Raw genomic sequence first — 18299 nt, 5'->3', positions numbered from 1 at the left:
CTGTTCTGCCCTGTCAGGAAATTGCGCTATCCTTGACGGCTTCTTAACTACCGAACGCCCTCACGTGTCCGACGTCCCCCCCAGTCGGTCTTCCAGGCCAGAAGACAAAGAAGACAAGCGCGGCTTTTTACAAAAGCTGGCTGAAATGCTCCACCCCGGTCCCGACTCCAAAGACGAGTTGATCGAAACCCTGGTGGAAGCCCAGGACAACGATGTCATTGGCGAGCAAAGCCGAGAAATGCTCGAAGGCGTGATCCGCATGGCCGACATGACGGCCGGCGATGTCATGGTGGCCGCGCCACGCATGGATCTGGTCAACATAGACGCGCCGTTTGATGAGCTGCTGCACCTGATCATAGATACCGCCCATTCGCGCTTTCCGGTCTATGAGGGCGACAAGGAAAACATCCTTGGCATCCTGATGGCCAAGGACTTGCTCAAGCTGCAGCGCGCCCCCGAACTCAATATCAAGGCCTTGCTAAGGCCGGCGGTGTTCGTGCCCGAAAGCAAGGGGCTCAATGAACTGCTGCGCGACTTCCGCGGCAACCGCAACCACCTGGCCATCGTCATCGACGAGTTTGGCCGTGTTGCCGGTCTCATCACGATTGAAGACGTGCTGGAGCAAATCGTCGGCGAAATCGAAGACGAGTTCGACATCGCCGAAGACGAGGGCGACATCTTTGGCCTGAGCGACCACACTTACCGGGTCAGCGGCGACACCTCCATAGAGCGCGTCAACGAAGCCTTTGACGTACAGCTGCCCGAAACCGACTTTGACACCATAGGCGGCCTGGTGGCCCACGAGATGGGCCATGTGCCCAAGCGCGGCGAGCATTACGCGCTGGCCGGCCTGCAGTTCACCGTGCTGCACACCAAGGGCGGTGCCGTGCGCTGGTTCAAGGTCTCTCCTGCCGCGCGCAGCGCCTGATCCATGGTTAAAGGCGGCCGAATGGAACGGGGACGGGACTTGATTGACAGCATGATTTCGTCGCTGCCAACTATCCCGGCGTTGCTGCAAAACATCGATCCACCCGCGCTGCGCAAGCGCCTGTCGCTGCTTCAGGTGGTGATTGTCTTGCTGGCCGGCGGCGCCCATGCGCTCAGCCTGGCCTGGCCTTTTGCCTTTGGTTTTGCACCAGGTCAGCCGCTCTGGGGGCTGCAGTTGCTGGCCTTGACATTGCTGGTCGCGCAGCTGGACGGCTGCCGTACTTGGCAGCGCGCCGCCAAGTTGGGCGGCTGGTTTGCCACTGCCATGCTGTGCGCCACCTTCTGGTGGCTGTTTATTTCCATGCATGTCTACGGCGGCCTGGCCGCGCCGCTGGCGGTGCTGGCCGTCGTTTTGCTGGCGGCCTTTCTGGCGCTCTACTATGCCGCCGCTTGTGGGCTTTTTGTGCTGCTGGCCCCCGCTGGTAGGGCGTGGCGTGCTATGGTTTTTGCTGCGCTCTGGCTGCTCGCCGAGCTCGCCCGGGTCAAGCTCTTTACCGGTTTTCCCTGGGGCGAGGGCGGCTACGCCCATGTGGACGGCTGGGCCAGGCCGCTGGCCGCCTGGGTCGGCGTGCATGGCCTGAGCCTGCTGGCCGCGTTTGCCGCCGCCTGGCTGGCGATTTCCCTGCGTGCCTTCAAGGTGCGCTGGCTGAGCGCGCTGGGCATTGTGGCGGTCAGCATGGCGGCGGCCTGGCTGCCGTTTGCTGGCCTGTTTCAGGCCAAGACCGATGCGGCATCCTCCAAACCCATGTCGGTGACGCTGCTGCAAGGCAATATTCCCCAGAACGAAAAATTCCAGAGCGGCAGCGGCGTGGCAACGGCCTTGCGCTGGTATGGCGAGCAGCTGCAGGGTGCCAACACCGCGCTGGTGGTGGCGCCCGAAACCGCCATTCCGCTGCTGCCGCTGCAACTACCCGAGGGCTATTGGCCGGCCCTGCAGTCGCGCTTTGCTAGCGGCCAGCAGGCCGCGCTGATCGGTCTGCCGCTGGGCAGTGTCGAGGCCGGTTACGCCAATGCCGTGCTCGGGCTCAAGCCGGGACAGCTGGAGCCCTATCGCTATGACAAACACCATCTGGTGCCCTTTGGCGAGTTCGTTCCGGCCGGCTTTCGCTGGTTTATCGATTTGATGCACATTCCGCTGGGTGACTTCAAGCGCGGCGCGGTCGGCCAGCCTTCCTTGGCCTGGCAGGGCGAGCGGCTGGCACCCAATATCTGCTACGAAGACTTGTTTGGCGAAGAGCTGGGCGCGCGCTTTGTCGATGCGGCGCAAGCCCCCACCATCTTTGTCAACCTCAGCAACATCGCCTGGTTTGGCAACACCGTGGCGATTGACCAGCATCTGCAGATCTCGCGCATGCGGGCGCTGGAGTTCGATCGCCCCATGATTCGCGCCACCAACACCGGCGCCACCGTCATCATCGACCACCAGGGCCAGGTGACGCATTCCCTGCCGCGCCACACGCGCGGCGCGCTGGTCGGCGAGGTGCAGGGGCGCGCTAGCATCACGCCTTACGCCTGGTGGGTGGGCCGCTTCGGGCTCTGGCCGCTATGGGCGCTGGGCCTGACGGTGGTCGGGCTGGCACTGCTGTTCCGGCGCCGGCGTTGAGCTGATCGCCGCGTAAAATGAACGGTTTTGCGACGCCGCCTGGTGCGTCGCTGCCTCCCGGTGCCTGAGAAGCCGGATCGCGCCACTGAGAACCACTATTCCTATGCTCACTTTCCAGCAAATTATCCTGAAGCTGCAGTCCTATTGGGCCGACCAGGGCTGCGCACTTTTGCAGCCTTATGACATGGAAGTCGGCGCCGGAACGTCGCACACCGCTACCTTCCTGAGAGCGCTCGGCCCCGAGCCCTGGAAAGCCGCCTATGTGCAGCCTAGCCGCCGGCCGAAAGACGGACGCTACGGCGAGAATCCGAACCGCCTGCAGCACTACTACCAGTACCAGGTGGTGCTCAAGCCCGCACCTGCCAACATCTTGGAGCTTTACCTCGGCTCGCTCGAAGCGCTGGGCTTTGACCTGAAGAAAAACGACATCCGTTTTGTCGAGGACGACTGGGAAAACCCGACGCTGGGCGCCTGGGGCCTGGGCTGGGAGGTCTGGCTCAACGGCATGGAAGTCACGCAGTTCACCTATTTTCAGCAGGTGGGCGGCATTGACTGCAAACCCGCCACCGGCGAGATCACCTACGGCCTGGAGCGCCTGGCCATGTATTTGCAGGGCGTGGACAACGTCTACAACCTGACCTGGACCGAGGGCCTGAGCTATGGCGATGTCTACAAGCAAAACGAGGTCGAGCAGTCCACCTACAACTTCGAGCACAGCGATGCCGACTTCCTGTTCACCGCGTTCACCGCGCACGAGAAGCAGGCCAAGCATCTGATCGAAGCGCAACTGGCCCTGCCGGCCTACGAGCAGGTTTTGAAAGCCGCGCACAGCTTCAATTTGCTGGATGCACGTGGTGCCATCAGCGTGACCGAGCGCGCCGCCTACATAGGCCGCATCCGCAACCTGGCGCGCGCCGTGGCGCAAAGTTATTACGAATCTAGAGAGCGCCTGGGTTTCCCCATGGCCCCGCGCGAGTGGGTGGAACAGATGACCAAGAAGGCAGTGTGAGAGCGATGACGATGACTACCCAAAACCTGTTGCTTGAACTGTTTGTGGAGGAGCTGCCGCCCAAGGCGCTCAAAAAGCTGGGCGATGCCTTTGCCGGCGTGTTGCTGGAGCAACTGAAAAGCCAGGGGCTGACCTCTGCCGCGTCCGTGCTGACGGCTTTTGCCTCACCGCGCCGCCTGGCCGCACACATCACCGGCGTGGCGGCGCAAGCCGCCGACAAGGCGGTGTCGCAAAAACTGATGCCGGTGAGCGTGGGACTGGATGCGTCCGGCAACGCCACACCTGCGCTGCTGAAAAAACTGCAGGCGCTGGGCGCCGATGTTTCGGCGGTCGCTGGCCTGAAGAAAGCCATGGACGGCAAGGCCGAAGCGCTGTTTTACGACAGCACTGTCATCGGTGCGACGCTGGCCGAGGGCCTGCAAAAAGCCTTGCTTGAAGCCATTGCCAAACTGCCTATCCCCAAAGTGATGAGTTACCAGCTGGAAAGCGGCTGCGAACTGCCCGGCTGGAGTAGCGTGAGTTTTGTGCGCCCGGCGCATGGCCTGGTGGCGCTGCACGGCAGCACAGTGGTGCCGGTCAAGGCGCTGGGCCTGCAGGCCGGCAACAGCACGCACGGCCACCGTTTTGAAGCCGCGGTGGATCCGGTCGTATTGGCCGACGCCGACAGCTATGCCAGCACGCTGGCCCGCGATGGCGCGGTGATCGCCTCGTTTACCGAACGCAAGGCCGAGATTGCGCGCCAGCTCGCCGCTGCCGCGGCCAAGCTGGGCGGCGGGGTGAAGGCGATTGAAGACGAGGCCTTGCTCGACGAAGTGACGGCGCTGGTCGAGCGGCCCAATGTGCTGGTGTGCGAATTCGAGACCGAGTTTCTCGACGTGCCGCAGGAGTGCCTGATCCTGACCATGAAGGCCAACCAGAAGTATTTCCCGCTGCTCGATGCCTCTGGCAAGCTCACCAACAAGTTTCTCGTGGTCAGCAACATCACGCCGCAAGATGGCAGCCTGGTGATTGGCGGCAACGAGCGCGTGGTGCGCCCGCGCCTGGCCGACGCCAAGTTTTTCTTTGACCAGGACCGCAAGAAGACGCTGGCCTCGCGCGTGGCGGGGCTGGACAAGGTGGTTTATCACAACAAGCTGGGTACGCAGGGTGAACGTGTCGAGCGCGTGCGCGCCATGGCCAAGGCGATAGGCCTGCAACTGGGCGGCGATGCCCTGGCCGGATCAGCCGATCAGGCCGCGTTGCTGGCCAAGACCGATCTGGTGACCGACATGGTGGGCGAGTTCCCCGAGCTGCAAGGCATCATGGGCCGTTATTACGCGCTCAACGATGGCCTGAACGCAGAGGTGGCCGACGCCATTGAAGACCACTACAAGCCACGTTTCGCCGGTGACGAGTTGCCGCGCAACATGACGGGCGTGGTCGTGGCCCTGGCCGACAAGCTGGAAACCCTGGTCGGCATGTTCGGCATCGGCAATCTGCCTACCGGTGACAAGGACCCGTTTGCCTTGCGCCGCCACGCGCTGGGCGTGATCCGCATGCTGGTGGAGAAAGACTTGCCGCTGGATGTGAGCGCCCTGGTCGGTGCTGCGGCGCCGGTGTTTGGCGACAAGATCAGCGATGCCTCCGCCGCCTTGACCGACTTCATTTATGACCGTTTTGCCGGCAGCCTGCGTGAGCAAGGCTATAGCGCTCAAGAGGTTGATGCCGTGCTTGCGCTGCGGCCGCAGCGTCTGGGCGATGTCGCCAAGCGTCTGGCAGCGGTGCGCGCCTTTGCCGCCTTGCCCGAAGCGCCAGCGCTGGCCGCCGCCAACAAGCGCATCAGCAACATTCTGAAAAAAGCGCCAGAGGTGGATGCGCATGTCAGCGAGCTGCTGCTGCAGGAGCCGGCCGAAATCGCGCTTTACGCCGCCATGAAGGACGTGCTGCCCAAGGCCAATGCGCAGTTTGATGCCGGCGACTACACCGCTTCGCTGCAAAGCCTGGCGGCCTTGCGCACCACCGTCGATGCCTTCTTCGACGGCGTGATGGTCAATGCCGAGGCCATGGACCTGCGCCTGAACCGCCAGGGGCTGCTGAAAAGCCTGCACGACGCCATGAACCGCGTTGCCGATCTGTCGCGTCTGGTGGCCTGAGCTGTCAGCCTCGCCCGTTTTCATGAGTCGCCGCATGCCTTGGCTGGCTGGCTGGACCGCGCAGCGCACGGCCGGCTTGCTGTTCTTGCCTCCGGCCTTGATGCTGGGCCTGCGCTGGGTGCTGCAATGGCAGGGCGATCGTCAGAGCGCAACGCCGGCCTTGCCGCTGCTGCCGGTTGCCAGCACGGCCGGCGTGCTGGAGCTGCTCTGGCCGGTAGCGGCGGCCATGGCCGTGCTGCTGGCGGCCGGGCTGCTGCTGCGCCGTCTGGGTGGGCGCCGCGTCATGCTTGTGCTTGGCCTGGTCTGGCTGCTGCTCTGGCTGGGCGGCAGCGCGGCGCTGCTGCAGCGGCATTGGAATCAGCAGGGCCTGTGGTTGCAGGGCATGGCCGCGTCAGGCGCGGCGCCGGTCCAGGCGCAGGTACAGGCTCAGGTGCTGAGTCGTCAGTTCAAGCAGCCTAGCCTGCGCGGTTTGGGCGGCACGGCGCTGGTGCTGCAGGTGTCCGGCCTGGCGTTGCCCCAGCGGCTATTGATAGACGATGCACGGGCCACGGCGCTCAAGCCTGGCGACAGGCTGGCGCTGCAACTGGCTCCCGGCCGCTTTAGCGGCCTGTTTGTCACCGGCTGGCAGGCCGAGCCTGCCGAGCCTTCTTTGATCGGCACACCATGAAACTCATCATTCTTGACCGCGACGGCACCATCAACAGCGACAGCGACGAGTTCGTCAAAACGCCTGACGAATGGCTGCCGCTGCCCGGCGCGCTGGAAGCGATTGCGCGGCTCAACCACGCCGGCTGGCATGTGGTGATCGCGTCCAACCAGTCGGGGCTGGGGCGCGGCCTGTTTGACGTGGCCTCGCTCAACGCCATGCATGCCAAGATGCACAAGATGCTGGCCGCCGTGGGCGGGCGCGTGGATGCGGTGTTTTACTGTCCGCACAGCCCTGAAGAAAGCTGCAGCTGTCGCAAGCCGCTGCCCGGCCTGTTTGAGCAGATAGGCGCGCGTTTCGGCGTGCCACTCAAGGGCGTGCCCACCGCCGGGGATTCCCTGCGCGATTTGCTGGCCGGTGCCGCCGCCGGCTGTGAGCCGCATCTGGTGCTGACCGGCAAATCTGCCCGTTACCAGGGCGGTGGCCAGCCCGACGGTTTGCCGCCGGGCACCTTGCTGCACGCCGATTTGTCGGCCTTTGCCGATTTCATCCTTGAACGTAGCGCCAGCCCCTTGCCGGTGGTGATATAAAAATGATAGCTGCTTGCGCCCACCCCTATTTGGCTGGGGCACCAAAAGCCATTAAATTGCCAATTTCCCGCCGTACCCGCCCATCTCTAGATCACCGGAAGCCCTGACATGCCCTTGATTCGTTCCGTCCTGCACATGTTGTGGATGATTCTCACGGTGATTCCGTGGGCCATTTTTGTGATCATTGCTTCGCTCTTTGTCAGCAGCACCACCATGTACTGGATGTGCGCCGGCTGGCTGAAGGTGGCGGTGAAGGGCGGCACCTATATTCTGGGCATACAGAACCGGGTCACCGGCATGGAAAACCTGCCCACCGGTGAAACCAGCGCTGCCGTGCTGCTGCTCAAGCACCAGAGTGCCTGGGAAACTCTTTGCATGCCCGCCTTGATGCCGCATCCGCTGGCCTATGTGTTCAAGAAAGAACTGCTCTACGTGCCGTTTTTCGGCTGGGCCATGGCGCGCATGGACATGATCCATATAGACCGCAGCCAGCGTGCCCAGGCCTTCAACAAGGTGGTGGCGCAAGGCAAGCGCCTGATGAGTCAGGGCACCTGGGTCATCATGTTTCCCGAGGGCACGCGGATTGCGCGCGGCCAGCAGGGCAAGTACAAAGCGGGCGGCACCCGGCTGGCGATTGAAGCCGGCGTGCCGGTGATTCCGATTGCCGTGAGCTCGGCCAAATGCTGGCCGCGCAAGGCCTTCATCAAGACCCCGGGCATCGTGGACTTTTCGATCGGCAAGCCGATTTCTAGCGTCGGCCGCCAGCCCGACGAGCTGATGCGTGAAGTCGAGGCCTGGATTGAAGCAGAAATGCGCCGTCTCGATCCCGAGGCCTATGCTGGCGCGCCGCCAGCCTGAGCGTTCCGGGCCGACAGCTACGAACGCTAAACTGGCGTGATGCAAAGGTTTTTTCAGTTCACGCGCGATCTCTTTGACCCAGCGCCTGCGGCAGGTCTTGGCATCACCCTGAAGCCGCAAGAAAAAAGGCCTGCAGTCAAGACTGGCCCTGCGGGTGGTGCTACTAAAAAGGCGGCCAAAAAGACGACTGTTGCAGTGCCGGCCCAGGCCTTGCTGCAACCGCTGGCGCCGGCCACCTTCAGGCATCCCCGCGCCAGCCGTGAAGTCTTGCTCGATGACGTTCTGGTGGCCTATGAGTTCAGGCGCAGCAAACGCCGCACCATAGGTTTTTCCGCCGGTGCCGAGGGGCTGGTGGTGAGCGCGCCCCAATGGGTGCCGCTGTACGACATTGACAAGGCGGTGCAGGAAAAGGCGGGCTGGATTGTCAAGAAGCTGCACGAAACTCGCCAACGCCATGCGCGACTGGAGTCGGCGCGCATTGACTGGCGCCATGGCGCAAGTTTTCCTTTTTTGGGCGAGCCACTCATGCTGGTGTTGGATGCCAGCCATGCCTTGGCCGGCGTCACGGCTGAGCTGGCCGGTCGCACGCCAGAAGCGCCGGCTCAGGCCAGCCAGATGCTGCAACTGGGGCTGGCCCAGCATGCTACGGCCGAACAGATCCGGGATGTCGTGCAAGCCTGGCTGATTCGGCAGGCCAGGCGGATTTTTACCGAGCGCCTGCAGCATTTCGCGCCGCAACTGGGGGTGCAGTGGACCAAGCTCAGCCTGTCCAGCGCCAGCACGCGCTGGGGCAGCGCCAGCGCCGACGGCTCGATCCGGCTGAACTGGCGGCTGCTGCACTTCAAGCCCTCGGTCATAGACTACGTGGTGGTGCATGAATTGAGCCATTTGCGCGTCATGGATCACAGTCCGCGCTTTTGGCGCACGGTGGCATCGGTCATGCCCGACTACGCCGAGTTACGTGGCCAGCTCAGGGACGAGGCAACGCCTCGATGGTGACGGGGATCAAATATTGACGAGTAAAAAAGTAGTACATTCGAATGCTTTTTGTGGTCATTGTTTAAAGCAAAAAATATCAGAAACATCACCCAATGGATTGCAGTGGGCAGAGGACATTTGTGAACGCCAAGTTGATACTCATCGTTGAAGACAATCCTGATCATCTGGAGCTGACTGTGTTGACACTGGAAGAGCAGGGGGTGAAGGCAGAGATCGTCGTGGCGCGCGATGGCGCCGAGGCGCTCGAGTATCTGTTTGGCCTGGGCCGCTACGCCGGTCGCGATACCAAAAAGCAGCCCTCTTTCATCCTGCTGGACATGAAGCTGCCCAAGCTCTCCGGCCTGGATGTGTTGCGCAGCGTGCGGCTGAACCCGCTGACCGCCGTGGTGCCGGTGATCATGCTGACTTCGTCCAGCGAGCGCTCCGACATGCTGGCTTGCTACCAGAGTGGTGCCAATGGCTTTGTGCGCAAGCCGGTCGACTTCGGCGCCTTCACCGAAAAGCTCAATCGCCTGCAGGCCTATTGGCTGAACGCCAACGAATCCATTGCGTGTGCCTGACGCATGGCGCCACCAGGCGCGCGCTGACGGACTTGTCAGCCAAGGCGCAACCTTCGATAGATAGACTGCTGCGATGAAGGTTCCGATCACGCTACGGGTACGCCTGGTCATGCTCATGGTGGCGGCCATACTCCCGCTGTTTGCGCTTTCTATGGTCACGGCCTGGCTCAATGCCAATGCCGCCATCAGCCGGACCACTGACAACCTGAAGTTTGCCGCGTCACTGGTGGCGGCCAATCAGGAGCGGTTGGTCGACGCCTCTCGGCAAATTCTTTTGTCCATGGTTCATGCTCCAGGTTTGGCGGGCGGCCATGGCCCAGATTGCGGACGCTTTCTGCAAACCATGCGCGAGGAGTTGCCTATCTATGCCAATCTTGGCATCGTCGGTCTGGACGGCAACTTTCGTTGTGATGCCCTGGGCAGCGGTGCAGCCATGTATGGCGGAGACAGAGACTTTTTCCGGGCGGCGCTGGCGCAGCGCGATTTCGTGGCCGGTGCTTACCTGATGGGTCGGGCGGCGGGCAAGCCGGTGGTCGGCTTCGCCATGCCTGTGATGAATGACAAGAAGCAGGTGACGGCGGTGGCCTTTGCCACCGTTGACCTCAAGGCGCTGTCCACGGTGCTGGCAGATTCGTCCCTGGCCCTGAGGCGACGACTGGTGATCACCGATCGACAGGGTATAGTGCTGGCCGCGACCCCATCCAATCCAGCGCTGATTGGGCAGGCGGTGCCTAGTCCGCTGCTTCAGGAAGCGGTTAAAACCATGCACAGCGGTGTGGCCGAAGGTTCGGACGGCAATGGCCAGCCGCGAATTTTTGCTTTTTTACCTGCCGGCAAGCTCAAGGAGGCGCCTTTTTTCATCGCGGTCAGCGCCGACCGGGATGAGGTGCTGGCGCCGGCTCTGCAACAGTTGGGGCGGGAGCTGCTGCTCTTGACGCTGGTGGCATTTGCCGGTGGCTGGCTGGCATGGCTGATGGGGGGGCGTGTGATTGTGAAGCCGACCCGGGAGATTTTGGCGGCAACCCGGCAGATTCAGCGCGGGCAACTCGATGCCCGGATTCCGATAGGCGCATTGAAGGGCAAGGAGGAGTTCGCCCGGATTGCCGATGGCTTCAACCTGATGGCCGATTCATTACAGCAGCGTGAGTCGGCGCTGGAGCTGGAGCTGCAAAGAAGCTTGCAAGCCTATTCGGCGCTCGAGCTGACCGTCAACAGCATGCATGAAGGCATGATCGCGGTCGATGCCGTGGGCCGCTCCCTGCTGATCAACGAGCCGGCCAAAGAGATCTTGTCGATTGATGAAAACACCCGGGTGCTGAGCTCAGACTGGATTGGGCAGCAGGGTTTTTTTGCACCCGATACCTGCACGCCGCTGGCCGAAGATGAGCTGCCCCTGAACCGGGCGCTCAAGGGAGGGCACGGACTGCTGCTCACCTTCATGCGCAATGCGGCTACGCCGCAGGGCCGCCTGCTGTGTTGCCGCTACCACCCCATGCGCCAGGACGAGGACATCGTGGGTGCGCTCTGCGTCTTCTCCGATGTCACGGAAATGGAACGGCTGCAGCTGGAGCAGGCCGAGACCCAGCGTCGGTTGCTGGATGCGCAGCGTCTGGGGAGAATTGGTGTGTGGGAGCAAAACCTGCAGACCCAGGCATTGTGGGCGTCCGACGAAATTTTCAACTTGTATGGCGTGACTCGCGACTCTCTTGATGGTCATCTTGAGCGGCTGTGGGATCAGGTTCATCCTGACGATCGCGAGGACTATCTGCGACAGCACAGTGTGGCGGCGGCAACCGGGCAGCCGGCAGAGCTTGAATGCCGCATTATTACGGCAACGGGCGAAGTACGCTGGATGCACCAGTACGACAGCCTGCAGACCGACTGCGAGGGTCGGACGCTCTACCGCACCGGGGTGGTCCAGGACATCACCCGCCGAAAGCTGGCCGAGCAGGCGCTGATCGAGAGCGAGCAGCGCTATGCGGCGTTGTTTGACACGGCGCCGTTGCCCATGCTGGTTTACGACGCGCTCACTAGGCGGTTTCTGACAGTGAACCGTGCGGCGCTTCTAAGCTACGGCTACACACTCGAAGATTTCCGGTCGATGACGCTTTTCGATGTGCTTCCCGAGGCGGACCGTGGACGTTTGCGCAAGCAGCTGAGCAAACCCGTGGAGGGGAAAAGGGGGCGCTGGCGGCACTGCCGCAAAGATGGTTTGGTCTTTCCGGTGGATGTGATGTCGCACTCCATTCAATATGCCGGTCGGGCGGCTCGCTTTGTCGTGGTGGTGGACGTGAGCGCCCAGGTCAAGGCCGAAAAAGAAGTGCAGGACTATCTGTTCACCTTGCAGCGCGCCGCCGATGCGACCCAGGCCATTACCTGGCACCAGACGCTGGAAGGCTCCATGCAGGAGATCGCTGAGCAGGCGCGCGGAGTGATCGGCACGCACCTGGCGATGGTGAGCTTTGCCTCGGACGGTGACTGGGCGCAAGCCATCAATGCGCTGTCGCTGTCCGAGAAATATGCGGGCGAGCGGGAGCGGATCGCCCCGCCGGACGGCCGCGGCCTTGACGCCCTGGTCTGCGAGAAAAACCGATCCATGCGGCTGACGCGGACCGAAATCGAAGCGCACCCGCGCTGGCGAGACGGCGAGGCCGGAAAGTCTTTCGCGATGCGGGGCTGGTTGGCGATACCGCTGATGGGGCGCACCGGAAAAAACATCGGGCTGCTTCAGCTGTCGGACAAATACGAGGGCGAGTTCACGCAGCAGGACGAGTATGTGGCGATGGAGCTGGCCCAACTGGCTGCCATCGCGATAGAAAATTCCCGCTTGCTGCAAGAGGTCAGCCGCCTCAATGCCGGACTGGAGCAAACCGTCAGCGAACGCACCGTCGCGCTGGCGCGCCAGGAGGCCTTGTTTCGCGCGCTGGCAGAGCAGGCGCCAGAGGTGATCTGGACCATCAAGCCCAATGGCGCCGTGACTTACTTCAACCGCGCCTGGTTTGATCTGGTGGGCGGGGTGTTGGAGGACTGGATAGGCAATCAATGGTATGGCGCCATACATCCCGAAGACCTGGCCGGAGTCCAGGAAAACTGGCGCCTTGCCAAGGCGAACCAGTCACTGTTCACGGGCATACGGCGCGTGCGGGCCAAGGACGGCAGCCATCACACCATGTCTTATCGGGCATCACCGGTTCTCGATGATCAGGGTGAGGTGGTTTTTTGGGTTGGCATAGATACCGATATCACCGAGATCAAGACCATTGAAGCCGCCTTGCGTCTGTCCAATCAGGAGCTTGAAGCCTTCTCGTATTCGGTCTCTCACGATCTGCGTTCGCCGCTCAACACCATTGACGGCTTCAGCCGCTTGTTGGCCAAGCAGGTCGATGGCCATTCCGGCGAGAAGGTGGCGCACTATCTCTCCCGCATCCAGGCCGGTGTGGCGCAGATGGGGCAGCTGATTGAGGATTTGCTGTCGCTGGCGCAGGTCTCGCGCGCGCCCCTGCGCAATGAGCCTGTGAATCTGTCGGCGCTGGCCCGCGGCATTCTGGATGAGTGCCTGGCGCACCACCCCGAGCGTCAGGTCGTGCTTCACATTGAAAGTGGCCTGCAGGCGCATGGCGATGGACGGCTGATCCGGGTGGTGATGGAAAACCTCCTCAAAAATGCCTGGAAGTTCACTTCGCGACAGGTTTTGGCCGAGATTCGCGTTGGTCAGCAAACCGATGCGGCAGGACTGCCGGTGTTTTTTGTGCGCGACAATGGCGCTGGCTTCGATATGGCGTATGCAGACAAGCTTTTCAATCCCTTTCAGCGTCTGCACGCGGTGTCGGAGTTTCCCGGTACCGGCATTGGGCTGGCCACCGTCAGCCGTGTGATCCGGCGCCACGGCGGTCGGCTGTGGGCCGAGGCCGCACCGGGAATGGGCGCGAGTTTCTTTTTTACCCTGCCGCGAGCGGCCGTGAGTGCTTAGCGCAACGCCTGTTGATCAAGATCCTTTTTCCCCCTCTATTTAGGCTTTTTCTGCTGCGTAATATAAGTAAAATGCTGTAAATGATGAATCTCGTCCATCCTCTTGGCTGCCATGTCGCGTGAGCCCAAATCCTTCGAGGCTGCCATTACCGCAGCCGACTTTTCCAGTGAGGATTACTGCGGCACCAGCTATGCAGCCAAGCTGCTGGGGCTGTCGGTTGCCACCGTGCAGTCGCTGGTCGAAAAGGGCGAAATAGAGGCCTGGAAAACACTGGGCGGCCACCGCCGCATTGCCATTCAGTCCATCAATGCCTATCGGGCCAAACACAGCCCGCAACTGTCACGCATTGATGTCGATCCCAAGCACCGTTTGCGCGCGCTGATGGTCGAGGACGACGAAAACACCCGAGAGCTCTACCGCTGCCAATTTGAAGAATGGGACTTGCCCATTGATTGCACCTGGATGCCATCGGCGCTTGAGGCCTTGATGGACATCGCCAGCATGCGGCCGGATTTGCTGATCACGGACTTGTCCATGCCTGGCGTGGACGGCATAGAAATGCTGAAAGCCCTGAAGCGCAACCATCAGCTGGCGGATATGCAGATCATCGTGATCAGCGGCTTGCCGCTGGAGGCGATTGAGGCACGGGGCGGATTGCCGCCGCACGCCCACCTGCTGCAAAAGCCCATCAAATTTGATTGGCTGCACGGCTATCTGACGGCGCTGGTCACGGCCAACCGGAAGTGGCGACGCTGAAGTAACAGGCCCCCACGCTCGCTCTACTGGCGTGTGGCTCTCTGCCTCCCAAGGGGGTCATCGCTTGCTCGGGGCGCCGCTTCGCGGCGCGCTAGCCCCTACGTTCGCTCTACTACCATGTGGCTCTCTGTCTCCCCTGGGATGGCTTCAGCCTGGAGCGCTGCGAAAGCGGTAAATCCCGTCCGAGTCCAGGCTGCGCCTGAGTTGTCCCCCCAGCCACAGCGTATGCAAATGCGCCAGCGCCTCGCCCATGGCGAAGGTGGTCTGGTGCAAGTCCAGCTTGCGCTTGAACATGATGGGCAATATGTCGGCGGCGCAGCAGGGGCTTGCGACGCAGGCCTGCAGCACTTCTTCAAGGCGATCCCGGTGGTGATCGTGCAACTGCCTGATGCGCGTCTGCAGGCCGCGAAAGGGCTTGCCATGCGAGGGCAGAACCAGCGTTTGCGGCGCCAGCGGCAGAAATTTGTCGATGGAGGTCAGAAACAGCGTCAGCGCGTCGGCTTCGGGTTCTATGTCGTAGACGCTCACATTGGTGGAGATGCGCGGCAGCACCATGTCGCCGCTGATGAGCAAACCGGCCTCGGCGCAATGCAACGCAATATGTTCGGGCGCATGGCCATAACCACTGATGCAATGCCAGTCGCGTCCGCCAATGCGTATGGATTTGCCGTCCATCAACCGGCAAAAGCTGGGCGGGACCTCAGGCACCATGCTGGGGTAGTAGCCGGTCCGGCCCCTGATTTTTTCGACGGACTCCGGATCGGTCAGCCCGTGAGAGGCAAAAAACCTGGCCGCTTTGTCGCCGCCAAAACTGGTCGTGCTTTGCGATGCCAGGCACGCAGCCTGGTAGTCGGTAGCGCTGATCCATAAACGGCACACATGGTTTGCCGTGGTCCAGCGCTGGCATAGCCAGTAGGCCAGGCCGATGTGGTCGGGATGCATATGGGTCACGATGACGCGAAGAATCGGTAAGCCTTCCAGCTGGGTGGAAAAAATGGCTTCCCACTGGGCCTTGGATTCATCCCGGCTGATGCAGCAGTCGACCATGCTCCAGCCCTGGATTTTTTCGCCGGGCCGATCCGGGTCGTCGATCTCATCGCGCAGCAGCCACAGGTTGATATGGTCTAGCGCGAAGGGCAGGGCCATGCGAATCCATTTGATGCCTGGCGCCAGTTCCAGGCTTGCGCCTTGCTCGGGCAAGGTATCGCCCCAGGGGTAGTCGAGTTGCTGTTCAAGAAGGTTCATGTCGGATCCACGTTATATTTGACGTTTACGTAAACGTAATATATCTGTTGATTGTAGATAGCGCATTTGTTTGACGCTGTTCCCTCTGCCCCTGTTTGCTTTTTTCTTATCATCATGGCCACCACCTACACCATCAGCGATCTCGCCAAAGAGTTTGATCTGACCACCCGCGCCATGCGGTTTTACGAGGATATGGGGCTACTGCAACCCCTGCGCGAGGGGCCAGGCGGGCGCAACCGCGTCTACACGGCGCGCGACCGCACCCGGCTCAAGCTCACGCTGCGCGCCAAGCGCCTGGGGCTGTCCTTGGTCGAAGCCAAGGAAATCATCGACTCCTACGACAGCCCGCGCGACACGGCGCCGCAATTGAAGAAGTTCCTGGCTGTGCTGACCGAGCACCGCAAAAAGCTGGAGGCGCAACTGCTGGACCTGCAGGCCAATCTGGATGAAATCCGCACCCATGAAAAAGAGGCCAAGACACTGCTCAGCAAGGCTGAAAAATCGAAATAGTTCATAATTGACGTTTACGTAAACGTCAATTCAAAAAGATAGCGTTTCAACCTCTTTTCACAGGCCTTGCCCATGAATGCAACTTCTCCCTCATCAGCGCTGTTTCAGCGCATAGAAGCCAGCTTTTTACGCCAGGGCCTGATGCAGCACCTGGGCGCGCGCTTGTTGCGCGTTGAGCCGGGGCTGTGCGAAATTGCCCTGCCTTATTCGGAGCGCGTCACCCAGCAGCAGGGCGGCTTTCATGGCGGCGCCATGGGCGCGCTGGCCGATATTGCCGGCGGCTATGCGGCACTGACCGTGGCGCCGGAAGGCATGGAGGTCACCACGGTGGAATACAAGATTAACTTTCTGGCCGCCTTTCAGGGCGGCGAACTGCGCGCCACCGGCCAGGTGCTCAAGGCGGGCAAGCGCATCATCGTCACCACAGCCCATGTGGTGCATCAGGATGCCGGCGGTCAGCCCAGTGATTGCGCTGTGATGCAGCAAACGCTGGTGCCTGTTGCGAAAACCTATTGACCCTTTCGATTGACCTAAAACTACGGAGATAAGCCATGAACATGCCAGGACTGAACTTTCAACTCGGTGAAGACATTGACGCCTTGCGCGATGCGGTCTACGAATTTGCTCAAAGCGAAATTGCACCGCGCGCCGCCGAGATTGACCACAGCGACCAGTTCCCCATGGACTTGTGGCAAAAAATGGGATCCCTGGGTGTGCTGGGCATCACCGTGGGTGAAGAATACGGCGGCGCCAACATGGGCTACCTGGCTCACATGATTGCCATGGAAGAGATCAGCCGCGCCAGTGCATCGGTGGGCCTGTCCTACGGCGCGCACAGCAATCTGTGCGTCAACCAGATCAAGCGCAACGGTACCGACGAGCAGCGCCAGAAATACCTGCCCAAACTGATCAGCGGCGAGCATGTGGGCGCGCTGGCCATGAGTGAGCCGGGCGCCGGCAGCGATGTGCTTTCCATGAAGCTCAAGGCCGAAGACAAGGGCGGCTACTACCTGCTCAACGGCAACAAGATGTGGATCACCAACGGCCCGGACGCCGACACCCTGGTGGTCTATGCCAAGACCGAGCCCGAGCTGGGCACGCGCGGCGTCACGGCCTTTCTGATCGAAAAAGGCATGAAGGGTTTCTCCATTGCGCAAAAGCTGGACAAGCTGGGCATGCGCGGCAGCCATACCGGCGAGCTGGTTTTCAACAACGTTGAAGTGCCGGCGCAAAACATCCTGGGCAACCTCAACGGCGGCGCCAAGGTGTTGATGAGCGGCCTCGACTACGAACGCGCAGTGCTCACCGGCGGTCCCCTGGGCATCATGCAGTCCGTTATGGATAACGTCATCCCCTACATCCACGACCGCAAGCAGTTCGGCCAGAGCATTGGTGAATTCCAGCTGATACAGGGCAAGGTTGCCGACATGTACACCGTGCTGCAGGCCGGACGTTCGTTTGCCTACACCGTGGCCAAAAACCTCGACTTGCTGGGCTCAGAGCATGTGCGCCAGGTGCGCAAGGACTGCGCCTCCGTGATTCTGTGGACCGCAGAAAAAGCCACCTGGATGGCCGGCGAGGGCGTGCAGATCTTCGGCGGCAACGGCTATATCAACGAATACCCGCTGGGCCGCCTGTGGCGCGATGCCAAACTTTATGAAATTGGCGCTGGCACCAGCGAAATTCGCCGGATGCTGATTGGCCGGGAGCTGTTTGCCGAGACAATGTAAGCCAAGCGAAAATAGCCACCATGACTACTGCAAACATTCAAGACCTCTTTGGCCACAACCGCGCCTGGGCCGCGCAGATGGAGGCCGAGCGGCCGGGTTTCTTTTCGAGTCTGGTCAAGCAGCAAACGCCCAGGTATATGTGGATTGGCTGCTCCGACAGCCGCGTGCCCGCTAACCAGATCACCGGGCTGGAGCCCGGCGAGGTCTTCGTCCACCGCAACGTGGCCAACATCGTCGTGCACTCCGACCTGAACGCGCTTTCGGCGATACAGTTCGCGGTGGAAATGCTCAAGGTAGAGCACATCATGGTGGTCGGCCACTACGGCTGCAGCGGGGTGCAGGCGGGGCTGGAAGGCAAGCGCATAGGCCTGGCCGACAACTGGATACGCCATATCCAGGATGTGCGCGATCGGCACCGCGGGCTGCTTGAGGGCCTGCCCGAGGCGCACCGTGCCGATGCGCTGTGCGACCTCAATGTGATCGAGCAGGTGGTCAACGTCTGCGTCAGTACCGTGATGGTGGATGCCTGGGCCAAGGGCCAGAAGGTTCATATTCATGGCTGGGCCTTTGGTGTGCATGACGGCCTGCTGCAGGATCTGCAGATGACGGTGTCCAGCACCGACTCGATTGAGCCGCTGTACCGTGCTGCCATCGAGGGTGTGATCGCCGCCAGGAGCTAGTATGAAACGCCGCCACGCACACTG

At 61.6% G+C, this 18299-nt stretch carries 16 protein-coding genes; 15 read left to right on the top strand and 1 reads right to left on the bottom strand.

What is annotated here, in order from left to right; translation table 11 throughout:
• The first annotated feature begins 145 nt into the window (after positions 1 to 145).
• The 11 genes from BM160_RS06945 (at position 146) to BM160_RS06895 (ending at position 14110) form a co-directional block, all read left to right on the top strand.
• Positions 146 to 928: an HlyC/CorC family transporter gene (locus tag BM160_RS06945; protein WP_369821754.1), complete on the top strand. Its 783-nt coding sequence runs from the start codon at positions 146 to 148 to the stop codon at positions 926 to 928.
• Between the two features lie 21 nt (positions 929 to 949).
• Entirely contained in the window at positions 950 to 2590 is a 1641-nt protein-coding gene (lnt, locus tag BM160_RS06940) for an apolipoprotein N-acyltransferase (RefSeq protein ID WP_255368707.1), read from the top strand.
• Positions 2591 to 2693: 103 nt separating this feature from the next.
• Positions 2694 to 3599: a glycine--tRNA ligase subunit alpha gene (gene glyQ, locus BM160_RS06935; RefSeq protein ID WP_092002565.1), complete on the top strand. Its 906-nt coding sequence runs from the start codon at positions 2694 to 2696 to the stop codon at positions 3597 to 3599.
• A gap of 11 nt (positions 3600 to 3610) precedes the next feature.
• Positions 3611 to 5731, top strand: a complete 2121-nt coding sequence (gene glyS, locus BM160_RS06930) for a glycine--tRNA ligase subunit beta (RefSeq protein ID WP_092002666.1) — start codon at positions 3611 to 3613, stop codon at positions 5729 to 5731.
• 34 nt (positions 5732 to 5765) lie between these two features.
• Positions 5766 to 6398, top strand: a complete 633-nt coding sequence (locus BM160_RS06925; RefSeq protein ID WP_092002560.1) for a hypothetical protein — start codon at positions 5766 to 5768, stop codon at positions 6396 to 6398.
• Positions 6395 to 6967, top strand: coding sequence for a D-glycero-beta-D-manno-heptose 1,7-bisphosphate 7-phosphatase (gmhB, locus tag BM160_RS06920; RefSeq protein ID WP_092002557.1), 573 nt, complete (start codon positions 6395 to 6397; stop codon positions 6965 to 6967). The genes BM160_RS06925 and gmhB overlap by 4 nt, the downstream gene beginning before the upstream one ends.
• 108 nt (positions 6968 to 7075) lie before the next feature.
• The gene (locus BM160_RS06915; protein WP_092002554.1) at positions 7076 to 7825 is read left to right on the top strand and encodes a lysophospholipid acyltransferase family protein; all 750 of its coding nucleotides are present in this window, start codon (positions 7076 to 7078) and stop codon (positions 7823 to 7825) included.
• A gap of 39 nt (positions 7826 to 7864) precedes the next feature.
• On the top strand, positions 7865 to 8824 hold the full coding sequence (locus BM160_RS06910) for a M48 family metallopeptidase (protein ID WP_092002551.1): 960 nt from the start codon (positions 7865 to 7867) through the stop codon (positions 8822 to 8824).
• A gap of 119 nt (positions 8825 to 8943) precedes the next feature.
• Positions 8944 to 9384, top strand: coding sequence for a response regulator (locus tag BM160_RS06905; protein ID WP_092002548.1), 441 nt, complete (start codon positions 8944 to 8946; stop codon positions 9382 to 9384).
• A gap of 73 nt (positions 9385 to 9457) precedes the next feature.
• Entirely contained in the window at positions 9458 to 13354 is a 3897-nt protein-coding gene (locus tag BM160_RS06900; protein ID WP_092002545.1) for a PAS domain S-box protein, read from the top strand.
• A gap of 111 nt (positions 13355 to 13465) precedes the next feature.
• The gene (locus BM160_RS06895) at positions 13466 to 14110 is read left to right on the top strand and encodes a response regulator (protein WP_092002542.1); all 645 of its coding nucleotides are present in this window, start codon (positions 13466 to 13468) and stop codon (positions 14108 to 14110) included.
• 147 nt (positions 14111 to 14257) lie between these two features.
• Here BM160_RS06895 and BM160_RS06890 read toward each other — a convergent pair whose 3' ends face one another.
• Positions 14258 to 15355 carry an MBL fold metallo-hydrolase gene (locus tag BM160_RS06890; protein ID WP_092002539.1) on the bottom strand — a complete coding sequence of 366 codons (1098 nt, stop codon included), beginning with the start codon at positions 15353 to 15355 and terminating at the stop codon, positions 14258 to 14260.
• 114 nt (positions 15356 to 15469) lie between these two features.
• Here BM160_RS06890 and BM160_RS06885 point away from each other — a divergent pair, with 114 nt between their 5' ends.
• From BM160_RS06885 to can, 4 genes are all read left to right on the top strand, one after another.
• Positions 15470 to 15865: a MerR family transcriptional regulator gene (locus BM160_RS06885; RefSeq protein ID WP_092002537.1), complete on the top strand. Its 396-nt coding sequence runs from the start codon at positions 15470 to 15472 to the stop codon at positions 15863 to 15865.
• 72 nt (positions 15866 to 15937) lie between these two features.
• Positions 15938 to 16381: a PaaI family thioesterase gene (locus BM160_RS06880; RefSeq protein WP_092002535.1), complete on the top strand. Its 444-nt coding sequence runs from the start codon at positions 15938 to 15940 to the stop codon at positions 16379 to 16381.
• A 35-nt stretch (positions 16382 to 16416) separates the two neighbouring features.
• A complete protein-coding gene (locus BM160_RS06875; RefSeq protein ID WP_092002533.1) occupies positions 16417 to 17595 on the top strand; it encodes an isovaleryl-CoA dehydrogenase in 1179 nt (392 codons plus the stop codon).
• Positions 17596 to 17615: 20 nt separating this feature from the next.
• Positions 17616 to 18275, top strand: coding sequence for a carbonate dehydratase (can, locus tag BM160_RS06870; protein WP_092002531.1), 660 nt, complete (start codon positions 17616 to 17618; stop codon positions 18273 to 18275).
• The last annotated feature ends 24 nt before the right edge of the window (positions 18276 to 18299 follow it).

The sequence above is a fragment of the Polaromonas sp. OV174 genome (assembly GCF_900112285.1).
In the GTDB taxonomy this organism is placed as follows: Bacteria; Pseudomonadota; Gammaproteobacteria; order Burkholderiales; family Burkholderiaceae_C; genus Polaromonas.
Note: the sequence above shows the minus strand (reverse complement) of the source record. Positions and strands in the feature narration are given on the sequence as shown.